Here is a 21,254-nt window from a genome sequence, read left to right as displayed (position 1 = left end):
TGAAAGGAGGAGATGAAGATGATTTCTAACGAACAGATTGAACAGTTCATACAGCAGGCACACCGTGTGGGTGATGCAGGGTTGACAATTTGCAGCAGCGGCAATATTTCATGGCGCATTGGAGATGAGGCTCTCGTTTCGGGAACCGGTTCGTGGGTGCCTTCATTGAGGAAAGACCAGGTGTCTGTGTGCCATGTGTCTACGGGAGAGGTGCTGAACGGCGTGAGGCCTTCTATGGAAAGCGGCTTTCACCTGGGAATCATGCGCGAACGTCCGGATGTAGACGTAGTGCTGCATTTTCAGTCACCTTATGCAACGGCTGTGGCTTGTATGAAAGACATGCCGGCAGACTTCAATGTCACGGCGGAGATACCTTGCCATGTGGGCAGCGAAATACCGGTCATTCCTTATTTCCGTCCGGGTTCGCCCGAACTGGCAGAGCATGTAAAGAAAGCTTTGGCAAATCATAATTCTTGCCTGTTGCGCAAGCATGGACAGGTTGTATGCGGAAAAGGGTTTGACGAGGTGTTCGAACGGGCCATGTTCTTTGAGATGGCTTGCCGTATCATCGTTTTGTCTGGAGGCTCTTATGAGGTGCTGAACCAGGCTGAAATCGAAGATTTGGAAAATTACATTCTGAACAAGAAGCAATGAGTACTTTTTTAGCAGTTGATTTTGGAGCCGGGAGTGGCCGCGTGATTGCGGGTGTGGTGAATGACGGTCAGCTGGTGCTGGACGAACTGCATCGCTTTTCCAACCGTCAGATACGCATCGGCCGTCATTTGTATTGGGATTTCCCGGCTCTATTTGAAGAAATGAAGGAAGGCTTGCGCCGGGCCGCTGCGAAGTATACGGATATCTTGAGCATAGGCATTGATACGTGGGGAGTGGATTTCGGCCTGGTAGATGCTGCCGGTAACCTGATGGGAAATCCGGTTTGCTATCGGGATGCGTTTACGGAGCATGTGCCGGAGGAGGTGTTTGGCAGGATCGATGTTGCAGCGCATTATGCGGAAACGGGCATTCAAGTGATGCCGATCAATACAATGTTCCAGCTTTATGCGCTCAAAAAGGAGAATAAGGCATGGCTGCAGGAAGCACGTCACCTCTTGTTTATGCCGGATTTGTTCGCCTATTATCTGACAGGAGTTCCGGGGAATGAATATACCATTGCCTCGACTTCCGAAATGCTGGATGCGGAACGGCGTGAGTGGAGCCGTCCGTTGGTTGAAGGATTAGGTCTTCCGGCTCATCTTTTCGAAGATAAACTGTTGATGCCTGGATCAGTGCGTGGCACCTTATGTCCGGATGTCGCGGCAGAAGTGGGCTTGCCTGCATCAGTCAAGATCATATCGGTGGGGTCGCATGATACGGCAAGTGCGGTTTATGCTGTTCCTTTCCGGAAAGGGAAAGTAAGTGCGTTTCTCAGTTCCGGCACATGGTCGTTGCTGGGCATCGTAATGGATGAACCTTTATTGACCGAAGATGCTCGGGTTGCAGGGTTTACCAATGAAGGCGGAGTAGGCGGGAATATCTGTTTCCTTCAGAATATTACCGGCTTATGGATTTTGCAATGTCTTGTCCGTCAATGGACCGCCAAAGGATTGCAGGCTGATTATGACTTTCTGATAGCTGAGGCAGAGAAAGTGACGGATGTTCCTTGTATTGATGTAGACGCTCCTGATTTCCGGCATCCGGATGATATGGAAGCTGCTATTGTTTCTTATTGCCGGTCGCACGGCCTGACGGTGCCGGTTACGCAGGGAGAATATGTGCGCTGCGTGTTGCAGTCGCTGGCTGTACGCTATCGCGAGGGATTGGCCGGTTTGAATGCGTTGCTCCCCCGTCCGGTGGAATGCCTGCATATTATCGGCGGAGGGTGCCGGAATCGTTTGCTTAACCGGCTTACGGAAGAAGCGTTGGGCATTCCGGTCATTTCAGGTCCGGTAGAAGCGACGGCTGTAGGCAATATCCTGGTACAGGCTGAAGCCTGCGGAGTGATTGAAAACAAAAATGATGTTCATGCGATAAATTAGCAGGCGGATGGAGGGATATCTTTTGAGGACCGTCGTTTCCCGGCAAACTGGCTCAGGGAAGCCCCCTCTTTCTATAAATAAAATCTAAACTAAAAGAAAACAAACCATGAAAAGCACTCGTAAAATACCTGTAGTCGGGGACGGCTCGTGGGCAGCCATAATTCCTTTCGTGCTCATCACGAGCTGTTTTGCCTTGTGGGGATTTGCCAATGACATTACTACCCCTTTAGTGAAAGCTTTTTCCAAAATCTTTCGCATGAGCGTCACGGAAGGTACACTCGTGCAGGTTGCCTTCTATGGAGGCTATTTTGCCATGGCCTTTCCGGCAGCCATGTTCATACGCCGTTATTCTTATAAGGCCGGTGTCATGCTGGGACTGGGGCTGTATGCTTTGGGAGCGTTCCTGTTCTTCCCTGCCAAAATGACCGGCGATTATTATCCTTTCCTTATAGCCTATTTTGTATTGACTTGCGGACTGTCTTTCCTTGAAACCAGTTGCAATCCCTACATCCTTTCCATGGGGGCGGAAGAAACGGCTATGCGTCGTCTTAATTTGGCTCAGGCGTTTAATCCGATGGGGGCTTTGCTGGGCATGTATGTGGCGATGGAATTTATTCAGCGCCGGCTGCATCCGCTGGATACGGAAGGAAGGGCCTTGCTTTCAGACAGCGAATTTGAGGCCGTACGCGATGCAGACTTGTCTACACTTATTGCTCCTTATCTGGTGATAGGGTTGGCTACGCTTTGCGTGCTGATACTGATCCGTCTGATAAAAATGCCTAAGAATGGGGATGGTTCGGGGAAGATAGACTTCATCCCTACGCTGAAACGTCTTTTCAAGGTTCAGCGTTACCGTGAGGGAGTAATCGTACAATTCTTTTACGTGGGTGCGCAGATTATGTGCTGGACGTTTATCATTCAGTACGGAACCCGTTTGTTTATGGATATGGGGATGGCCGAACAAATGGCTGAGGTGCGTTCTCAGAAGTTTAATATTCTTGCTATGGCGGTATTCTGCGTGAGCCGTTTCGTCTGCACTTTTTTGCTGCGTTTCTTCAATCCCGGGCAGCTGTTGCGGGCGTTGGGTATTGGCGCGGCTCTGTTTACGCTTGGAGTGATGTTTTTTCAGAACATTCTCGGCATGTATTGTATCGTAGGTGTATCAGCCTGCATGTCTTTGATGTTTCCCACAATCTACGGGATTGCTTTGAAAGGACTGGGGGAGGATGCCAAATTCGGGGCCGCCGGCCTGATTATGGCCATCTTGGGCGGGTCAATACTTCCTCCGCTTCAAGCTTCCATTATTGATTTGCATGAATTGTGGGGGATGCCGTCCGTCAACTTGTCGTTTGTATTGCCGTTTATCTGCTTTGTGATTGTTGTCTTTTATGGCCACCGTTCCTATCAGAAGAAATGGTCATAGCAGTATTGGCTGCAGTTGTTCTTCTCCATCCCCTTTTCAAGAAGAGGATGGAGAAGGATTTTTTTAGTTGGCGTAAGTGAATGTATAGGTATAGGTGTTCGTTCCGTTAGAGGTGCTTATGAGCTTGTCGCTTCCCTCTACTCTTTCGTAATCATATCCCAGCTCCGGATTCCATGGATCGACCAATCTGTCTAATACCTTTATATAGTATTCCCGTTCTTCTACAGTGACATGCTCTGTCTTGGTGATGGAATTGATCCGTCCGTTTTCACTTAAGTCATAAGCCAGATCATCGGTCACTACATCGGACGTACTGTAAGTCTTGCGGATTTCTTTTCCAATCATTTCTGCCGGATAGCCTTCTACTGGAGAATTCGTACCAACCAGTCCATCTTCGTTGAAAGATACATAATAGTCGCTCCGTTTTCCGATGAATCTCAACAAGGCCAGATAATCAAGGCACTCAGGTTCGTCGCTTGCGTATGATGGATATTCCATACCTTCAAACAAGATGTTCGGGTCGATATTGAGCGTGTTGTTCGGGGTTGTGCCGTATTTGTTTTCATTTTTTATCGAATAACCGTTGATACTATCCAAATAGGTATATTCGGCAGCTCCGTTTTTATAGGTATATTTCAAGCTGTATTGAGTACCATACGCTGACTCCCATGCGATTTCCGAAAGATGGTCGGTATCATCGTATGAGAAGTCGTAAATGATGGCCGGATCATACTCTGTAGCTTCCGTTTCCATCTTCGATACATATCCGTTGCTTCCCAATACCAGCGTATAGCGTTTCTCATCTCCGCCGTTAAATCTCTCCGTTGCCCGTATCTCTCCCACGATGCTGTAATCGAACGAAGCGGTCATATTGCCCGAATAGCTAGGGATTGAACAGATGTATTCAGCGATGCGCCCTTCTGAATCATACTTGAATTCAAGGTCAAATTCATCAGTTGATGTATATTCTCTCCAATAATAGTTCGGCCGATAAGAAATCTTGCTGACTTTTGCCGGATAGATCATGTTCTGAATCGGTGCTCCCGGCATATTTCCGTCAGCGTTCTCAGCCTTCTGCTCTACGGTGATGGTTATCACATCGTTTCCGCAACGGATTTCAATCTGTGCCTTACGCGTCTTTCCCGTCAGATTTGCCGTGAGGGTCAGCGTCAGCGTATATTCGCCCGGCCCTCCGCTGTATTGGCTCAATGTAAGCCATGTGACAGACCCTGCTTCTGCTCTCGAAGTCACATCCGTTACGGTTGCCGTCCAGTCTGTTGCAGCCGTAAAGCTTATTCCTCCTCCCGTGCCGGACGTCTGGTCGGCATAGACGGTCTGTGTGGTTTGCGTTCCTTCCGTAAGGATCAGACTCTTGAATGTTTCCTCTTCTTCCGAACATCCTGCCCAGACAAGCGTCAGAATAAGGCAAATGCTCTGTAACAATAACTTTTTCATGATTCTGTTATTTATGTTAGACAATGGTTTTCGGAATACGTTCTTTATACAATTGCAAAGAAAGTTAATTTCCTCATAACAGAAATCATGGAAAACAGTGATTTTGTCTGTCTGTATCGATCTATTTTAATGACTATAAAGGAATTGTAAGCGTAAAGACCTGCATGTCCGCATCCGTTTCTTCCGCGAACGTTCCGCCGGTAATTTTAATCCGCTCGGCAATAGTTGTCCGTCCGATGCCGCCGGCATTTGCAGTTTCGGGGCATTTGCCGGTTCTGTTTCCGTTGTCTTTGATGCGAAGGGTCAGCGTATGCTCCTCAAGCAGCAGGCCGATTTCTATCTTGGTGGCATTGGCGTGGCGGACGATGTTCGAAAGCAGTTCCTGCATGATGCGGTAAGTTTCGTAAGCCGTCCGTTCCGGGATTTCGCGCCATTCTTTTCCTTTGCATTCCTTGTTCATCGTTACTTGTATGGAATGAGGCATGTGGAACCGGGCAATATAGGCTTCCGCCATTTCATCGAGTGTTGTGTGCTGGAATTTGGGCGGCATAAGTTCGTGCGACACAGACCTTACGTCTTCGCGTATTTGTTCGGTAAGATTCAGCAGATAGTTTCTGGAATCTTCGGGTATGGGCAGTGCCTGAAGTTGGAGGCCTATGCCCAGCAGGTCGTTGCACACTCCGTCGTGCAGCTCCTTGGCAAGTCTGGCCCGTTCCTGTTCCAGTCCTTCGATATAGCTCCGTGCCACATTCAGCTCTTCTTTTCTTTTGGCGTGCCGGCGGCTCAATGCATACCATAAGGCGAGTAAAAGCAAGATGCCGGAAAGTCCGATGGCTGCGATGGTCCATCTCATCGTTTGGGCTTTCTGGCTGAGCTGCTCTTCGTTGAGCCGGGCTATTTCAAGTTCTTTTTCTTGTGTTTCGTATTTTACGGTCAGCTCCGAGAGTTCCGCGTCAATGGCTTCTTTCCGCAGGCTGTCGGATGCGGCGATGCATTTCTCATAGTATGCAGCGGCCTGTCTGTATTCGTTCAGTTTGGCATAGTTGCGTGCCATCAGCTTGTACAGGTTGTCGACAGGAGTCTGTATGTTCTGGCTTCCTTCTTTCAGGATGCGGTGCTGTATGGCCAGGCTTTCCCGATATTTCCCCAATGAAGAGAGAATCTGGAACTGCGTTTCACGGTATCCCATGACCTCCGTCGAATTTTCGGGGAGAAGTGCCGCGGCCTTGTCGGCTTCTTTCATGTAGTGATTGATCGAATCTTTATTGTTTGTCTGGCGGAAAATGCTCAGCAGGAACGTAAGGCACTTCAGCTCGAACTTCGGCTTCTGCTGCTGCCGGGCTTTCTCCAGAACCGGAAGGATAACCCGGGACGCTTCCGCATAGTTCTTTTGCAGGATGAAGATGCTTCCTGCGGTTGCGGCCGCATAGAGTGTCATATCCATGTCGTCGCATTTCTCTGCCTTTTTCATGGCGCGCCGCACATAGTTTTCGGCTTCCGAAAGCCGGGATGTGTTGGCGTAGAGCACGGCGATGCTGGTCAGCAGATGGATTTCTTCGGAAATGGAATTTTCCTCTCCTTCCAGCAGCCCGAGGGCCTTGTTGTAGTAGAACAGGGCGGAATCCGGCATTTCACGCCTCCGGTAGGTCACTCCGGTTGATGTGAGGACAGACACGCGGAACATGCGGCTGTGTGCGAGGCGCACCGCTTCTTTGTCTGCCGAAAGGAAGAGCTGGGTGGCGATGTCCATCTTTCCGGCGGAGAAGTAGGTGTCTGCCAGATTGTTTATCAGTGTCAGGTAAGGTTCGGGCTTGTTCTTGTCGGCATATTTCAGTCCTTCCTTGCAGAAGAAATGCGCGGAGTCGGAGTTGCGGTATGCATAATATTCGCTCATTCTGCAATATGCCGCGGCAATGCTGTCGCTGTTTCCGGCATCCAGCGCGTGTTTGAGCTGTGTTTGGAACTGGTCAAGGCTTGCATTGTCGGCGCGGGCGGACAATAAAAAGAGCAATAGCCAGCAAAGGGTGCATGTTGTTTTCATAATATCTCTTGACAAAATGTGTTCGAATGGTATCGGGGACAAAAATAAGAAAGATTCTTCAAAGTGCAAATGACGGCCTGAAAAACCCGTTCCGCTAAAAAAACATAAAATGGATGCCGTGCGTGCCATTAGGAGGGCGGAGGCTGATGCGGGCAGCAGAAAAATGACTAACTTGACACCCGATTAATGTGCTCTTGATAGCAATACGGAAAAAATTATGCTGCAGATTTACTGTAAAAACAACGGTCAGACCAAAGAATTCCCCGAAGGGAGCTCTCTGCTGGACATCTATGACGGATTCGGCCTGCAAATGCCTTACGGGCCTGTGAGTGCGAAAGTGAACAACAAAGTGGAAAGCCTTACTTTCCGTGTCTATTTCAATAAGGATGTGGAGTTTCTTGACATCACAAGCGATTCGGGTATGCGTACGTATGTACGTTCGCTGGTGTTTATCCTGGCAAAGGCGGTAGACGACCTCTATCCTGCCGGAAGCGTTACGCTGGAGCATCCCATTTCGAAGGGATATTTCTGCAAGCTTCACATCGACCGCTCCATCGGCCTGGACGATGCCATCCGCATCAAGCAGCGGATGCAGGAGATTATTGACGCCGACATTCCTTTTGTCCGCACGGAATGCCATACGGACGATGTTGTCCGTCTGTTCGGAGAACGGGGGATGTTTGACAAGGCGAAGCTGCTTGCCACTTCGGGCCAGCTTTACTCTTATTATTACCGTCTGGGCGATACGGTGGACTGCTATTACAGCAGCCTTGTTCCGAGCACGGGCTTTATCAGCCGTTTCGATATCGTGAAATATTACGACGGACTGCTGCTGCGCATTCCCAACAAGACGAACCCCGAAAAGCTGGAGGACGTGGTGAAGCAGGAAAAGATGCTCGATGTGTTTCAGGAATACCATCACTGGAACCAGATTCTGGGGATCAGTACCGTGGGAGATTTGAACGTTGTATGCCGTGAGGGGCGGGCAACCGAGCTTATCAACGTTTCGGAAGCGCTGCAGGAGAAGAAAATCGCTCAGATAGCGGACGAGATAGCCGGCCGCAGCCAGAACGGGAAGCGCGTGAAGCTGGTGCTCATATCAGGCCCTTCGTCTTCCGGCAAGACGACGTTCAGCAAGAGGCTCAGCATCCAGCTGATAACGAACGGCATGAGGCCTTATCCCATTTCGCTGGACGACTATTTCGTGAGCCGCGAAGACACTCCGCTGGATGAAGAAGGGAACCACGACTTTGAGTCGTTCTATGCCCTCGACCTGCCTCTTTTTGAGGAGCAGATGAATGCGCTGATCGAAGGGAAGGAAATCGAACTTCCGCGCTTCAACTTCACAACGGGCAGGCGCGAGATGAGCGGAAAGAAGCTGCGTGTTGACGACAACATGGTTCTGATTCTGGAAGGGATTCATGCGCTGAATCCTGCCCTGACTCCCCGTATCCCGGCCGAAAACAAGTATAAGATCTATGTGTCGGCGCTGACAACCATTCTGTTGGACAATCACAACTACATACCGACGACGGACAACCGCCTGCTGCGCCGCATCATCCGCGACTATAAATACCGCAACTACTCGGCCGAGGCCACAATAGCCCGCTGGCCCAGTGTGCGTGCCGGAGAGCAGAAATGGATATTCCCTTACCAGGAAAATGCGGACGCAATGTTCAATTCGGCGCTGCTCTTCGAACTTCCGGTTCTGAAAGACCATGTGGAGCCGGTGCTGCGGAAAGTGCCCAAGCGCAGCCCGGAATACTCGGAGGCTTATCGCTTGCTGCGTTTCCTCGATTACTTCGTTTCTGTGCAGGACAGCGAGCTTCCGCCCACCTCTCTGTTGCGCGAGTTTTTGGGCGGAAGCAGCTTCAATTATTGACTTCTGCCGGACTTCTTTGGCGATATCCCGTCATTCTTATCTCTTCAGTGAAGAGGTTGCGATGACGGGGTCTTTTTTCTTTTTGTCCGCATGAATGCCGATATTCATTTTAAATTATTATTTTTGCATTCAACTACCAACTAACAGGAATAACCAAATGGCACAAAGTTCACGTCAGATTCAGACACAGGCACAGCAGCAGGTGCAGACACTCTCACCCCAGCAGATACTGGCTGTCAAGCTGTTGGAGCTGCCCACTGTAGAGCTGGAAGAACGCATACATGCCGAATTGCTGGACAATCCGGCTTTGGAAGAGGGCAAGGAAATATCCGGAACGGAAGACGATTTTGATGAAGACTACAATACGAAGGATGAAGACGGCTCTCCCAATACGGATATGGGCGAGGATATCTCTTTGGGCGATTACCGCACGGAAGATGACATTCCGGACTACAAGCTTCAGGAGAACAACCGCTCGAAGGACGACAAGGCAGAAGACATACCCTTCTCGGATACGGTTTCTTTTTATGAAACCTTGAAAGAGCAGCTTGACATGCAGCATCTCACGCCGGAAGAGAAACAGTTGGGCGAGTATCTCATCGGGTCGCTGGACGATGACGGGCTGCTGCGCAAGTCGACCGATACGCTTGCTGACGAACTGGCCATTTATCAGGGAGTCTATACAACTCCGGAACAGTTGGAGCGTGTGCTTGCGGTCATTCAGGATTTTGACCCGGCGGGAATCGGAGCGCGCAGCTTGCAGGAGTGCCTGCTGCTCCAAATCAAACGGAAAGAGGATTCTCCGCTCAAGCAGATTGAGTATGACATCATCAGCAAGTGCTGTGACGACTTTACCAAGAAGAACAAGGAGAAAATCATTCAGAAACTGAACATTACGGAGCAGCAATATAACGAGGCGGTCGCTGAACTGACCAAACTGAATCCGCGTCCGGGAAGCTCGATGGGAGAGGCTATAGGGAAAAACCTGCAGCAGATTGTGCCCGACTTCATCGTGGAAACGGGGGACGACGGCTCGATCACTTTAAGCCTGAACAACCGGAATGTTCCTGAACTGCGCCTGAGCCGGGAGTTTGCAGACATGCTTGACGAGCATACCCGCAACAAGGCAAACCAGAGCAAGGAGTCGAAGGATGCCTTCATGTTCCTCAAGCAGAAAGTGGACGCTGCCCAGGGGTTCATCAACGCGGTGAAGCAACGGCAGCAGACATTGATGGGCACCATGCAGGCGATCATCGACTTGCAGAGGCCGTTCTTCGAGGAAGGCGACGAGTCGTTGCTGAGGCCGATGATTCTGAAAGATGTGGCAGAAAGGGCGAAACTCGACGTTTCTACCGTTTCGCGGGTGAGCAACAGCAAGTATGTGCAGACCAACTTCGGAATCTATCCGCTGAAGTTCTTCTTCAGCGACGGGTATACGACTGAAAGCGGCGAGGAACTGTCGGTGCGCGAAATCAAGCGCATCTTGAAGGAATGCGTGAACGGAGAAAACAAGGCGAAGCCTTATACCGATGACGAACTGGCAGACATGCTGAAGGAAAAGGGATATCCTATCGCGCGGCGTACCGTGGCTAAATATCGCCAGCAACTGAACATACCGGTGGCACGGTTGAGAAGATAAGCCTATGGAAGAAAGAGTAACAACGAATATACCTGACGAACTCACCTATCATGAGCATGGCAGGGAGCGGGAACGGCATGAAGCGGACGGGAAGCTGGTTATGGCTTCGCGGATTGTTTCTGCCATTTTCACGCCGTTTATGGTTCCTTTTCTTGCCTTTGTGCTGCTCTTCTTCTTTACATACCTGAACATCATGCCGCTGAAATATAAGCTGGCGGTTTTGGGACTTGTCTATTGTTTTACCATTTTTGTCCCGATGCTCGGCATCTACCTGTTCCAGAAGATCAACGGATGGACTTTGTATGAGCTTGGCGCCCGGAAAAGACGCTACGTGCCTTATTTCATGACGATAATCAGCTATGTGGCCTGCCTTATAGCAATGTACAGGATTCATCTTCCGCGCTACATGAGCGGGATTGTGATGGCTACCTTGATCTGCATGGTTATCTGCTCGGCCGTCAATTTCCGTTGGAAAATCAGCACGCACATGGCCAGCAGCGGCATGATGGTGGGCGGACTGCTGTCTTACAGCTTCATCTTCCGCTTCAACCCCATCGGCTGGCTTTGCTTTTTCATTCTGCTTTCCGGGCTTCTTGGCTCGGCGCGGATTATCGTGCGCCAGCATACGCTGAATGAAGTTGCCGGAGGATTTTTTATCGGATTGTTTTGTGGAGTCATCGGAATTTTGTTTATTTGAATGTCAATATTAACTTTAAAAACTATATCATCATGGAATTTCCAACCAATGTCAAGTACACCAGCGAACATGAATGGATTCGTATCGACGGTGACGTCGCCTATGTCGGAATAACAGATTATGCTCAGGAGCAGTTGGGCGACATTGTTTTTGTGGATATAACAACCGAAGGTGAAACTTTGGAAAAAGGAGAGGTCTTTGGAACGATCGAAGTTGTAAAGACGGTTTCCGACCTGTTCCTTCCGGTAGGAGGAGAGGTGCTTGAAGTGAATCCGGAATTGGAAGAGCATCCGGAGCTCGTGAACAAAGATCCGTATGGTGAAGGATGGCTGATCAAGCTCAGTCCGTCGGATGTGTCAGAAATGGAAGGATTGCTCGATGCGGAAGCATATAAAGGAATTATCAACGAACAATAAAAAACAGAAACTGCTGAATGAAAGCGATTGTAAGTATCATTATGGGCAGCACGTCGGATCTTCCGGTTATGGAGAAGGCTGCCAAGCTGCTTGATGAAATGGGGGTGCCTTTTGAGATGAACGCTCTTTCGGCCCACCGCACTCCTGCCGAGGTGGAGAAGTTTGCGAAAGAGGCTGCCGGACGAGGCATCAAAGTGATCATTGCGGCCGCCGGAATGGCAGCTGCACTTCCGGGAGTCATTGCAGCCAATACGACATTGCCGGTTATCGGCGTTCCTGTGAAGGGGGCTGCGCTGGACGGAGTGGACGCGCTTTATTCGATAGTGCAGATGCCTCCGGGAATACCTGTAGCTACGGTTGCCATCAACGGAGCGATGAACGCGGCTATTCTGGCTGTCCAGATGCTGGCTTTGGCAGACGAGGAACTGTCCGGGAAATTTGCGGCTTATAAGGAAGGGCTGAAAAACAAGATCGTAAAGGCCAACGAAGAGTTGAAGGAAGTAAAATACGCTTATAAGACAAATTGATTCAATTGATGGACTATTTCAATTATTTTCGCCGTCAGGCGATTGAAGTATATGTTGGCGCCACTCCTTTGGGTGGCGCTAACCCTATCCGTCTGCAGAGCATGACCAATACGTCTACGATGGATACGGATGCTTGTGTGGAACAGGCCAAGCGCATTGTCGAAGCGGGGGGCGAGTATGTGCGCCTTACCACCCAGGGTGTACGCGAAGCTGAAAATCTGAAGAATATCAATATATCTCTCCGCTCGCAGGGATACAGCACGCCTTTGATTGCCGATGTGCATTTTAATCCGAATGTGGCAGACGTTGCCGCATTGTATGCGGAAAAGGTGCGCATCAATCCGGGAAATTATGTTGATTCGCCCCGCACGTTCAAGAAAATGGAATATACGGACGAGGAATATGCGAAAGAGATAGAAAAGATTCGTGAGCGTTTCGTGCCGTTTCTGAACATCTGCAAGGAAAATCATACAGCTATCCGCATCGGTGTGAATCATGGCTCGTTGTCCGACCGTATCATGTCGCGTTACGGTGACACTCCCGAAGGCATGGTAGAGTCATGCATGGAGTTTCTGCGTATTTGTGTGGAGGAGGATTTCATGAATGTGGTCATTTCTATCAAGGCATCGAATACGGTGGTGATGGTGAAGACCGTGCGTCTGCTTGTGGAGCAGATGGAGAAGGAAGGAATGGCTTTTCCTCTGCATCTGGGAGTGACTGAAGCCGGTGACGGAGAGGATGGGCGCATCAAGTCGGCTTTGGGAATCGGCGCATTGCTTGCCGACGGATTGGGAGATACCATCCGTGTGTCATTGAGCGAAGCTCCAGAAGCGGAGGTTCCGGTGGCACGCAAGTTGGTCAACTATATCGCCGGACGCGAGAATCATCCGTATATTCCGGGGGCAGAGGCTCCGGAATTCTGCTATACGAATCCGTCGCGCCGGCATACGCAGGCTGTCCGCAATATTGGCGGCGAGCATTTGCCTGTAGTTATATCTGCCCGGTTGAATGGCAATATGGAGGTGAGCGGGCAGTTCAAGCCCGACTATATCTATTGCGGGCTGTCGATGCCGGGAAATCGCCGGGAAGATATCGGCTATATTGTGGATGGGGCTGTATGGGACGGAAGCGAGAATGTTTGGCCGGCCTTTAATACAGAGCAGCTGGTTGGCCTGCATCATTGCGGTGCAGCCATGAAGTTTCTGTTTGTATCCTATCTGGGACTTAATGAAGAAGCTATAGCTTGTCTGAAGTGCCATCCGGAAGTGGTGCTGGTGGCTCAAAGCAATCATCCGAACCGTTTGGGAGAATTTCGCGGCATAGCTCATCAGCTGATGAATGAAGGGCTGCATAATCCGCTTGTCTTCTTCCAGTTCTACCAGGAAAAGGGAATTGAGGATCTGGAAATAAAGGCAGCAGCGGATATGGGCGCGTTGATCTTCGACGGTTTCTGCGACGGCATCCTTTTGTATAATCATGGCAATGACATTGCCGACATGAAGGTTGATGAAATTGCTTTCGGGATTCTGCAGGCTGGACGTGTGCGCACGTCAAAAACAGAATATATCTCGTGTCCCGGATGCGGACGCACCATGTATGATTTGGAGTCGACCATTGCGCGCATCAAAGCGGCGACTTCTCATATGCGCGGGCTGAAGATCGGCATTATGGGATGCATTGTGAACGGGCCGGGAGAGATGGCTGACGCCGATTATGGCTATGTCGGTGCGGGCCGCGGAAAGATCAGCCTGTACAAGAAGAAGGAATGCGTGGAAAAGAACATTCCGGAAGAGCAGGCTGTGGAAAAGCTGATAGCTCTGATCAAGGCTAACGAACCGGATATGCAGGTCTGAAATAGGACTGGGTATATAATAAACATCGGCGGCATTTTTCCGTGCAATTGTCAGCTTGGGAGAATGCCGCCGATGCTGCTTTGAGGCGTTCCGGTCATTTGTCTTTTCCGGATGGTGCTGACAGGATCTGGTCGTATTGTTTGGTGTCTGTAAGGACTTCGATCGCTTTGTTCAGGTCGTCATCGTCTTTCAGGCGTTCCATTACAGCTCCTCGCTGGTAGAAATAGCGTGTGACGATTTCCTGTGATATATATTCTTTGATCGGTTTTGCGAAAACATCCAGATCTCTGTCGAGATTATGGTTCAGTTTCTTTTCAAGCGCTTTGAACTCTTCGGCTGCTTCATCCATGTATCCTTCGAACTCGGCGACCTCTTTCAGGTTTTTCAGCACTTTTTCGCTTTGTCTGTCGTAAGTGAACTTGCGTGATTTCACCAGCTTTTTGAAGTCTTCGTAATCTTGGTCTGTCAGCTTGAACGCATCTACAGATGCCAGTGCCGGGTGGTCCCAGCAATACTGGGTGGCGTAATCAAAAATCAGATCGTCGTTCATCAGATAAAACACTATGTTCGGGATGCGGTCGCCTTTTACTTCAATGTCCGGACGTATTCCTCCGCCGTCGCGCACCTCACGTCCTGCGGCTGTATGGAAAACATGGGTAAGGCTGTCCGGAATACGGGCAACGGAGCCGTCCGCATTCTTTTTTGCATAGTCGATGGCCTGTATGCAGCGTCCGCTGGGAATATAGTATTTGGATGTAGTAACTTTCAGCGTTCCGTTGTACGGCAGCGGACGGATGGTCTGCACCAGTCCTTTACCGAAGGTGCGGGTGCCGATGATGACGGCACGGTCCAGATCTTGCATCGAGCCGCTGACGATTTCGGACGCCGATGCTGTGGCGCCATTCACCAGTACGGCTATAGGAATCTGTGTGTCGACCGGCTCGCTTTGCGTCTTGAAAGATCCTTGTCCTTGTTTCAACTTTCCTTTTGTTATAACAATTTCCTTTCCTTTCGGAACGAAAAGATTCACAATGTCTACCGCTTCGGCCAGTGAACCTCCGCCATTGTCGCGCAGGTCGATGATCAATGATTTTGCTCCTTTCTGCTTCAGTTCGATGAATGCTTTCTTGAAGTCCTTCGCTGAATTTTCAGTGAAGCTGGATAGCGACAGGTATCCGATGCTGTCGCGTACCATGCCGTAGTAGGGGATAGGGTTTGTGCGGATATTTTTCCGGGTAATCTGGAATTCGAGGACAGTGCTGTCGTTCTTCAGAGGCCGCAGGACTTTCAGTATGAATGATGTTCCAGGCTCGCCGCGCAGTGCCTCGCTGACCTTGGATGAAAACTCCTGGGGTTTCATGTTGCCTCGAACCATCTCTTTTCCGCCTACGGAGAGGATGATGTCACCCGCCTTGACTCCGGCCTCTGCTGCAGGCATTCCTTCTGTCGGCTCCACAACGGCGATGCGGTCTTTTGCCTCATAATAGCGTATGGCTGCTCCGATGCCCCCGTACTTTCCGGTGGTCATTTCTTTCAGGCTGCTTACTTCTTCTTCCGGATAGTATTCCGTATAAGGATCTGTGAGGGCAAGCATGCCTTCCACTCCGTTCTGGATCATCTCTTCCGGTTTGATGGTGTCTACGTAAAACATGTCCAACTCCTTGAAAATCGCATTGAACAAGTCAAGGTTCTTTGCTATCTGAAAGTTCCTGTCGTCTTCTTTTCCCTGGAAACTGGCCAGGCCGAATCCCAGTAAAACTGTAAAAATCCCGGCCAAAGTTTTTCTTGTATTCATAATATCCGTCTTTTTCTGAATTTACAGACCGCAAATAAACACATAATTCTAATCACCGTTGTAGAACTGTGCCAATATTTAACTTAATTTGTTTTCATCATGGCTTTTCGGGCATAAAATGTCATTCAATTGTAGTGTCGTGATGAAGAAAGCAGGGCGAAATGCCATATTTTTCAGTATTAAACGACATTTTTTTTGCGAAGATATTGCATAATTCAAAATAACCTGCTACCTTTGCCACGCAATTGAGAAAAACCTTCTTCAGTAGCTCAGTCGGTTAGAGCATCTGACTGTTAATCAGAGGGTCGTTGGTTCAAGTCCAACCTGAAGAGCTTTTTTCTGAATGCTTTATCTTCTTCAGTAGCTCAGTCGGTTAGAGCATCTGACTGTTAATCAGAGGGTCGTTGGTTCAAGTCCAACCTGAAGAGCTTTTTTCGAATACTTTATCTTCTTCAGTAGCTCAGTCGGTTAGAGCATCTGACTGTTAATCAGAGGGTCGTTGGTTCAAGTCCAACCTGAAGAGCTTTCAGAGGAAATGTGGGCGCATGTTTCCTCTTTTTCTTTTAAAAGAATCCGTCCTTATATAGAGTCCATATCCTAATACATTTGTGGTTTGTCAATTGCAATATACACTTTGCATCTGTGTTTCTCAGTTGTAAAAATGTAATGATTTATGTCAACAATATGTGTTGTCAGACATATTTTCTTTTTCGCGGAACGCGCTTGTTCCACTTTTATTGCTACATTTGCATACGGAAATCATTTATTAACAACTATAATATTTACAACAATGGTTAATTACAAAGATTTAGGTCTGGTAAACACTAGAGATATGTTTGCTAGAGCAATTAAGGGTGGCTATGCTATTCCGGCTTTCAACTTCAACAATATGGAACAGTTGCAGGCTATCATCAAGGCTTCTGTTGAAACTAAATCTCCGGTTATTCTTCAGGTATCTAAAGGCGCACGTAACTATGCAAACCAGACTTTGCTGCGTTACATGGCTGAAGGTGCTGTAGCATACGCTAAGGAAATGGGTTGCGAACATCCTGAAATCGTTCTTCACCTTGACCATGGAGATTCTTTCGAACTTTGCAAATCTTGTGTAGACCTCGGCTTCTCTTCTGTAATGATTGACGGTTCTCATCTGCCTTACGAAGAAAACGTTGCTTTGACTAAGAAAGTCGTTGAATATGCTCATCAGTTTGATGTAACGGTTGAAGGCGAGCTGGGCGTATTGGCCGGTGTAGAAGATGAAGTTTCTGCAGAACACCATACATATACTAACCCTGAAGAAGTTATTGATTTTGCTACACGCACAGGCTGCGACTCTCTGGCAATCTCAATCGGTACTTCTCACGGTGCTTACAAGTTCAAACCCGAACAGTGCCACCTGGATCCGAAGACCGGACGTCTGGTTCCTCCTCCATTGGCATTCGATGTATTGGACGCTGTAATGGAAAAACTGCCGGGCTTCCCTATCGTTCTTCACGGATCTTCTTCTGTTCCTCAGGAATATGTAGATATGATCAATCAGTATGGCGGCAAGCTGGAAGCTGCTATCGGTATTCCGGAAGAAGAGCTGCGTAAGGCTGCCAAGTCTGCTGTTTGCAAGATCAACATCGACTCAGACTCTCGTTTGGCTATGACTGCAGCTGTCCGCAGAGTATTCGCTGAAAAACCGGCTGAATTCGATCCTCGCAAATACCTGGGTCCGGCTCGTGACGAAATGGAAAAGATGTACAAACATAAAATTCTTAACGTTCTGGGTTCTGACGGCAAGTTGGCTCAGTGCTGATAGAATTAAGTCTATACACCTTATAACAAAGATAAAAGGCTGTCCGGATGGGCAGCCTTTTTTAATGTGTCAGATTTCTCCCGATTTTATTCCGGCTGGAAATTACCAGAACTTGTTTTGCTTGGCATCGTATTCGAAGCCCGCCTCTTTCAGGCTCTTGACTATTTCGTCCTTGCTGACATTCAAGTCTGAGCAAAGCGCATCCAGTGAAGGATAAAAATCTCTGAGTTTCATATTGATGAAGCTGTAAAGCATCATCGGATCTTTGGGCAGTTCCATAATCTTGACTTGTTGTTTTTTCCGCGCAAAGTTATTGTTTTTCCGCTTATCTTGTTATCGGTTATGGCGTATTTTTCTAACTTTGCCGCGTTATGTCAGCAAAACGTTATATTGAGGATAAGGATTTCGGGCGCATCACGTTGGCCCTGCGCCGCGGAATGCGCAACATCACGGTGCGTGTGAAGCCTGAAGGATTGCAGGTGACTGTGCCGCCCTACACAAAAATCGAGCGGGTGTTGCAGGTCATCTCCCAGCACCGTGAAGACTTGTTGGAGCAATACAGCAGGGTGGCGGCAAAGCCGGTTGATTTCGATTTCAGAATTGAGGCTGAATGCTTCCGGCTTTCTCTTGAGCCGAGCAGGCTCAAATGTTTCACGGTCCGTCAGACGGATTCCGGCGAAATGAAAATCTATTGTCCGCACGATACCGACTTTTCTTTGAAGGAAGTGCAGAAACTTGTGCGCGGTGCCATTCTTCGTGCGCTGAAGAAATCGGCGGCCGAAATCCTTCCTCCGCTGGTAAGCGAGTGGGCGGGACGTTACGGGCTTGCTTACCGTAAGGTGAGGATTACGGGAGCGCGTTCCAGATGGGGGAGCTGTACGGCGGCAAAGACTATCAGCCTGTCGTGTTATCTGATGCTGGTGCCGTCGCATCTGATGGACTATGTGATTCTTCACGAGCTGGCACATACGAAAGAAATGAATCACGGTCCCCGCTTCTGGGAGCTTCTTGATGCGATGACGGAGGGCCATGCGCACCAGTTGAGGAATGAACTTCGCGGCTTTCACACTTCTTTTTGATTTATGTCAAGAAATCGCCTTCCCGGTTTATCGGGACAAAATTTGGCGTAATTTTGCACGCTGAAAAATCAGAAGGAATAATCGATGAAGAAAAGTTTGTTGGCGCTTGCCTCCGGTACGTTGGGGCTGGGGATAGCAGAATTTGTCATGATGGGGATATTGCCAAATGTGGCCCACGATTTGAATATAAGCATTCCTGAAGCAGGTCATTTCATTTCCGCATACGCTGTCGGCGTGTGTGTCGGCGCGCCGTTGATGGTAGCGGTGGCCCGTACTCGTCCGTTGAAGCAAATACTTTTGGGCTTGACGGCCATTTATATTCTGGGCAATGTCTGTGCGGCGTTTGCTCCCAACTATTGGATGCTGCTGTTCATGCGTTTCGTTTCGGGTCTTCCGCACGGCGCTTTCTTCGGGGCAGGTTCCATTGTGGCTGAAAAGGTGGCTGACAAGGGAAAGGCTTCGCAGGCGGTGGCTCTGATGACCGCAGGAATGACCGTTGCCAACCTGTTTGGAGTTCCTTTCGGCACGATGCTGAGCAACATGGTGACGTGGCGCTTCCCCTTCATGTTCAATGGGGCATGGGGGCTGCTGGTGTTCTTTCTTATATGGAAATGGATTCCGGCGATTCCTGCATTGCCTGACACCGGCTTCAAGGGGCAGTTCCGCTTTCTGAAGAACCTGGCTCCCTGGCTGATCATCTTTACCACGATGTTCGGAAACGGGGGAGTGTTCTGCTGGTTCAGCTATGTTACTCCCCAGATGATCAATGTGGGAGGGTTCACTCCCGGGAACATGACGCTCATCATGATGCTGGCAGGGCTGGGAATGACCGTAGGCAATCTGGTAGGAGGAAAGTGCGGCGACCTCTACGGCCTGGCTCCAGTGATCAGGTTTACGCAAGTGTGCATGATGTTTGCTCTGCTGGGAACCTTTTTCTTTGCAGGCGTGCCCTGGCTTGCCGTAGCATTGATGGGAGTATGTACGGCTGCCCTGTTTGCCGTGTCCCCTCCCCAGCAATTGCTGCTTCTGCAGAACTCGCGGGGCAGTGAACTGATGGGAGCCGCGTGCGTTCAGATTGCCTTCAATTTGGGCAACGCATTGGGCGCGTATGTGGGCGGCCTGCCTATTGAGATGGGGCTCGGATACCGTTATCCGGCACTGGCCGGCGTGTTTATTGTGATGGTAGGCTTCATCAGTGTGTCGGTTTATGTGAGGCGTGAGAAAAAGCTCAATTCATTGCTGGTACAAAGATAATGGAACAGGTTATTCAACAACATTCGGTTCGGGTCCGTTCAGAGCTGCGCAAGCTGGTCGTCCCGATATTTATCGAAACATTGCTGATCATGATGCTCGGTGCGATGGATACCATCATGCTGAGCCAGTATTCTGACGAGAGTGTGGCTGCCGTGGGTGTGGTCAATCAGATCGTCATGTTTGCCTTTCTGGTGTTCGAGGTCATCAATATCGGTACTTCCGTGCTGTGTTCCCAGTATCTGGGTGCCGGATTGCGCAACAAGATGGTTCAGGTGGTGGGAGTTTCCCTGCTGCTGAACCTGGCTGTAGGGCTTGTTATCAGTGCGATTCTGTATTTTGGCGCTCCAACGCTTTTGGGATGGATGGGCTTGCGTCCGGAATTGCTGAAATACGGAGTCGGATACATGGAGATTGTAGGAGCGTTTGCTTTCTTTCAGGCCCTTTCGCTGACCGTTTCGGCTTCGTTGCGGAGCGCGAACAAGGCCGTTTATCCGATGCTTGTGACGGTGCTGGTAAACGTGATGAACATCATCGGCAACTACATGCTGATATTCGGAAAGTTCGGCATGCCCGAACTGGGTGCTGAAGGCGCAGCCATTTCAACGGCATTTTCCCGCGGCGTGAGCATGGTTGTGCTGTTCGTTATCCTGTTCCGCAAGCACATCCCACGTTTTCCGCGGGCCTATTTCCGTCCTTTCCCCTGGGTTGAGCTGAAGAACCTGCTGAAAGTCGGTCTGCCTTCTGCCGGAGAGAATATGTCTTATAGCTTTTCGCAGGTTGTCATCACTTACCTTATCAACATACTGGGAAACGATGCCCTGGCTACACGCACCTATACCGTGAATACGACGATGTTCGTTTATTTGTTCGCCATAGCCATGGCGCAAGGCGGAGCGATCTGTATCGGGCACCTGGTGGGGCGGAAGAAGATTCATGCGGCCTATCTTCTCGGCAAGTACGTGATGCGGCTTTCAATTCTCGTGTCGTTGGCATTGTCGTGCGTCTGGGCAATCTCCGGCCATGCCATCTTCGACTGGCTGACTGACAATGAAGAGATTATCCGTCTGGGCGTGACTGTTCTTGTGGTTGACGTGATCGTTGAAATCGGCCGTGCCGTGAACATTTACGCCACCAATGCCCTCCGTTCTGCAGGAGATGTGAATTATCCGTTCTACGTAGGGCTGGTTGTGCAATGGACCGTATCGGTCGGGCTCAGCTATTTCTTCGGCATCTGTCTTGGCTGGGGACTGGTAGGCATGTGGTGCGCATTCCTGCTTGACGAAAACATCCGGGCATTTATCTTCGTCAAGCGCTGGAACAGTTTGAAATGGGCTAAAAAGGGCTTCGTGAAGTAGATGC

The 21,254-nt window shown here is 49.5% G+C and carries 17 protein-coding genes and 3 tRNA genes; 16 read left to right on the top strand and 4 right to left on the bottom strand.

The window, feature by feature from the left end; translation table 11 throughout:
* Positions 1–18 precede the first annotated feature (18 nt).
* The 3 genes from NW212_RS03010 to fucP all read left to right on the top strand — a co-directional run bounded on the left by NW212_RS03010 (position 19) and on the right by fucP (position 3,459).
* Positions 19–654 carry a class II aldolase/adducin family protein gene (locus NW212_RS03010; RefSeq protein WP_258337240.1) on the top strand — a complete coding sequence of 212 codons (636 nt, stop codon included), beginning with the start codon at positions 19–21 and terminating at the stop codon, positions 652–654.
* Complete coding sequence (locus NW212_RS03005) at positions 651–2,036, top strand: rhamnulokinase family protein (RefSeq protein ID WP_258337161.1); 1,386 nt, start codon at positions 651–653, stop codon at positions 2,034–2,036. Before NW212_RS03010 ends, NW212_RS03005 begins: the two co-directional genes overlap by 4 nt.
* Positions 2,037–2,142: 106 nt before the next feature.
* Complete coding sequence (fucP, locus tag NW212_RS03000; RefSeq protein ID WP_258337160.1) at positions 2,143–3,459, top strand: L-fucose:H+ symporter permease; 1,317 nt, start codon at positions 2,143–2,145, stop codon at positions 3,457–3,459.
* A 63-nt stretch (positions 3,460–3,522) separates the two neighbouring features.
* Here the strand turns inward: fucP and NW212_RS02995 are convergent, their stop codons facing one another.
* Both NW212_RS02995 and NW212_RS02990 read right to left on the bottom strand, forming a co-directional pair.
* Positions 3,523–4,914 (bottom strand): BACON domain-containing protein, encoded by a 1,392-nt coding sequence (locus NW212_RS02995; protein WP_258337159.1) that lies wholly within the window; start codon positions 4,912–4,914, stop codon positions 3,523–3,525.
* A 133-nt stretch (positions 4,915–5,047) separates the two neighbouring features.
* Positions 5,048–6,955, bottom strand: a complete 1,908-nt coding sequence (locus NW212_RS02990) for a histidine kinase (RefSeq protein ID WP_258337158.1) — start codon at positions 6,953–6,955, stop codon at positions 5,048–5,050.
* Between the two features lie 217 nt (positions 6,956–7,172).
* Between NW212_RS02990 and NW212_RS02985 the strand changes: the two genes are divergently transcribed.
* From NW212_RS02985 to NW212_RS02960, 6 genes are all read left to right on the top strand, one after another.
* Entirely contained in the window at positions 7,173–8,837 is a 1,665-nt protein-coding gene (locus NW212_RS02985) for a nucleoside kinase (protein WP_258337157.1), read from the top strand.
* A 157-nt stretch (positions 8,838–8,994) separates the two neighbouring features.
* Complete coding sequence (rpoN, locus tag NW212_RS02980; protein WP_258337156.1) at positions 8,995–10,476, top strand: RNA polymerase factor sigma-54; 1,482 nt, start codon at positions 8,995–8,997, stop codon at positions 10,474–10,476.
* 100 nt (positions 10,477–10,576) lie between these two features.
* Positions 10,577–11,173: a hypothetical protein gene (locus NW212_RS02975; protein ID WP_258337239.1), complete on the top strand. Its 597-nt coding sequence runs from the start codon at positions 10,577–10,579 to the stop codon at positions 11,171–11,173.
* A 32-nt stretch (positions 11,174–11,205) separates the two neighbouring features.
* Positions 11,206–11,589, top strand: coding sequence for a glycine cleavage system protein GcvH (gcvH, locus tag NW212_RS02970; RefSeq protein ID WP_258337155.1), 384 nt, complete (start codon positions 11,206–11,208; stop codon positions 11,587–11,589).
* Positions 11,590–11,606: 17 nt separating this feature from the next.
* The gene (purE, locus tag NW212_RS02965; protein WP_258337154.1) at positions 11,607–12,116 is read left to right on the top strand and encodes a 5-(carboxyamino)imidazole ribonucleotide mutase; all 510 of its coding nucleotides are present in this window, start codon (positions 11,607–11,609) and stop codon (positions 12,114–12,116) included.
* A gap of 8 nt (positions 12,117–12,124) precedes the next feature.
* On the top strand, positions 12,125–13,969 hold the full coding sequence (locus NW212_RS02960) for a 4-hydroxy-3-methylbut-2-en-1-yl diphosphate synthase (protein ID WP_258337153.1): 1,845 nt from the start codon (positions 12,125–12,127) through the stop codon (positions 13,967–13,969).
* A 94-nt stretch (positions 13,970–14,063) separates the two neighbouring features.
* On the opposite strand, the gene NW212_RS02955 is transcribed toward NW212_RS02960, so the two are convergent.
* Positions 14,064–15,764 (bottom strand): S41 family peptidase, encoded by a 1,701-nt coding sequence (locus NW212_RS02955; protein ID WP_258337152.1) that lies wholly within the window; start codon positions 15,762–15,764, stop codon positions 14,064–14,066.
* A gap of 258 nt (positions 15,765–16,022) precedes the next feature.
* Between NW212_RS02955 and NW212_RS02950 the strand changes: the two genes are divergently transcribed.
* From NW212_RS02950 to NW212_RS02935, 4 genes are all read left to right on the top strand, one after another.
* A tRNA-Asn gene (locus NW212_RS02950) sits at positions 16,023–16,096 on the top strand.
* 22 nt (positions 16,097–16,118) lie between these two features.
* A tRNA-Asn gene (locus tag NW212_RS02945) sits at positions 16,119–16,192 on the top strand.
* A 21-nt stretch (positions 16,193–16,213) separates the two neighbouring features.
* A tRNA-Asn gene (locus tag NW212_RS02940) sits at positions 16,214–16,287 on the top strand.
* 267 nt (positions 16,288–16,554) lie between these two features.
* Positions 16,555–17,562: a class II fructose-bisphosphate aldolase gene (locus NW212_RS02935; RefSeq protein WP_258337151.1), complete on the top strand. Its 1,008-nt coding sequence runs from the start codon at positions 16,555–16,557 to the stop codon at positions 17,560–17,562.
* A 102-nt stretch (positions 17,563–17,664) separates the two neighbouring features.
* On the opposite strand, the gene NW212_RS02930 is transcribed toward NW212_RS02935, so the two are convergent.
* Positions 17,665–17,841 carry a DUF4250 domain-containing protein gene (locus NW212_RS02930; RefSeq protein ID WP_258337150.1) on the bottom strand — a complete coding sequence of 59 codons (177 nt, stop codon included), beginning with the start codon at positions 17,839–17,841 and terminating at the stop codon, positions 17,665–17,667.
* A 92-nt stretch (positions 17,842–17,933) separates the two neighbouring features.
* Here NW212_RS02930 and NW212_RS02925 point away from each other — a divergent pair, with 92 nt between their 5' ends.
* The 3 genes from NW212_RS02925 to NW212_RS02915 all read left to right on the top strand — a co-directional run bounded on the left by NW212_RS02925 (position 17,934) and on the right by NW212_RS02915 (position 21,250).
* Positions 17,934–18,641: a M48 family metallopeptidase gene (locus NW212_RS02925; RefSeq protein WP_258337149.1), complete on the top strand. Its 708-nt coding sequence runs from the start codon at positions 17,934–17,936 to the stop codon at positions 18,639–18,641.
* Positions 18,642–18,725: 84 nt separating this feature from the next.
* Entirely contained in the window at positions 18,726–19,895 is a 1,170-nt protein-coding gene (araJ, locus tag NW212_RS02920; RefSeq protein WP_258337148.1) for an MFS transporter AraJ, read from the top strand.
* Positions 19,895–21,250, top strand: a complete 1,356-nt coding sequence (locus tag NW212_RS02915; RefSeq protein ID WP_258337147.1) for an MATE family efflux transporter — start codon at positions 19,895–19,897, stop codon at positions 21,248–21,250. The genes araJ and NW212_RS02915 overlap by 1 nt, the downstream gene beginning before the upstream one ends.
* Positions 21,251–21,254: the final 4 nt, after the last annotated feature.

This window comes from Bacteroides sp. ET225, from assembly GCF_024733745.1.
Classification (GTDB): domain Bacteria; phylum Bacteroidota; class Bacteroidia; order Bacteroidales; family Bacteroidaceae; genus Phocaeicola; species Phocaeicola excrementipullorum.
This window is presented reverse-complemented; position numbering and strand designations above follow the sequence as displayed.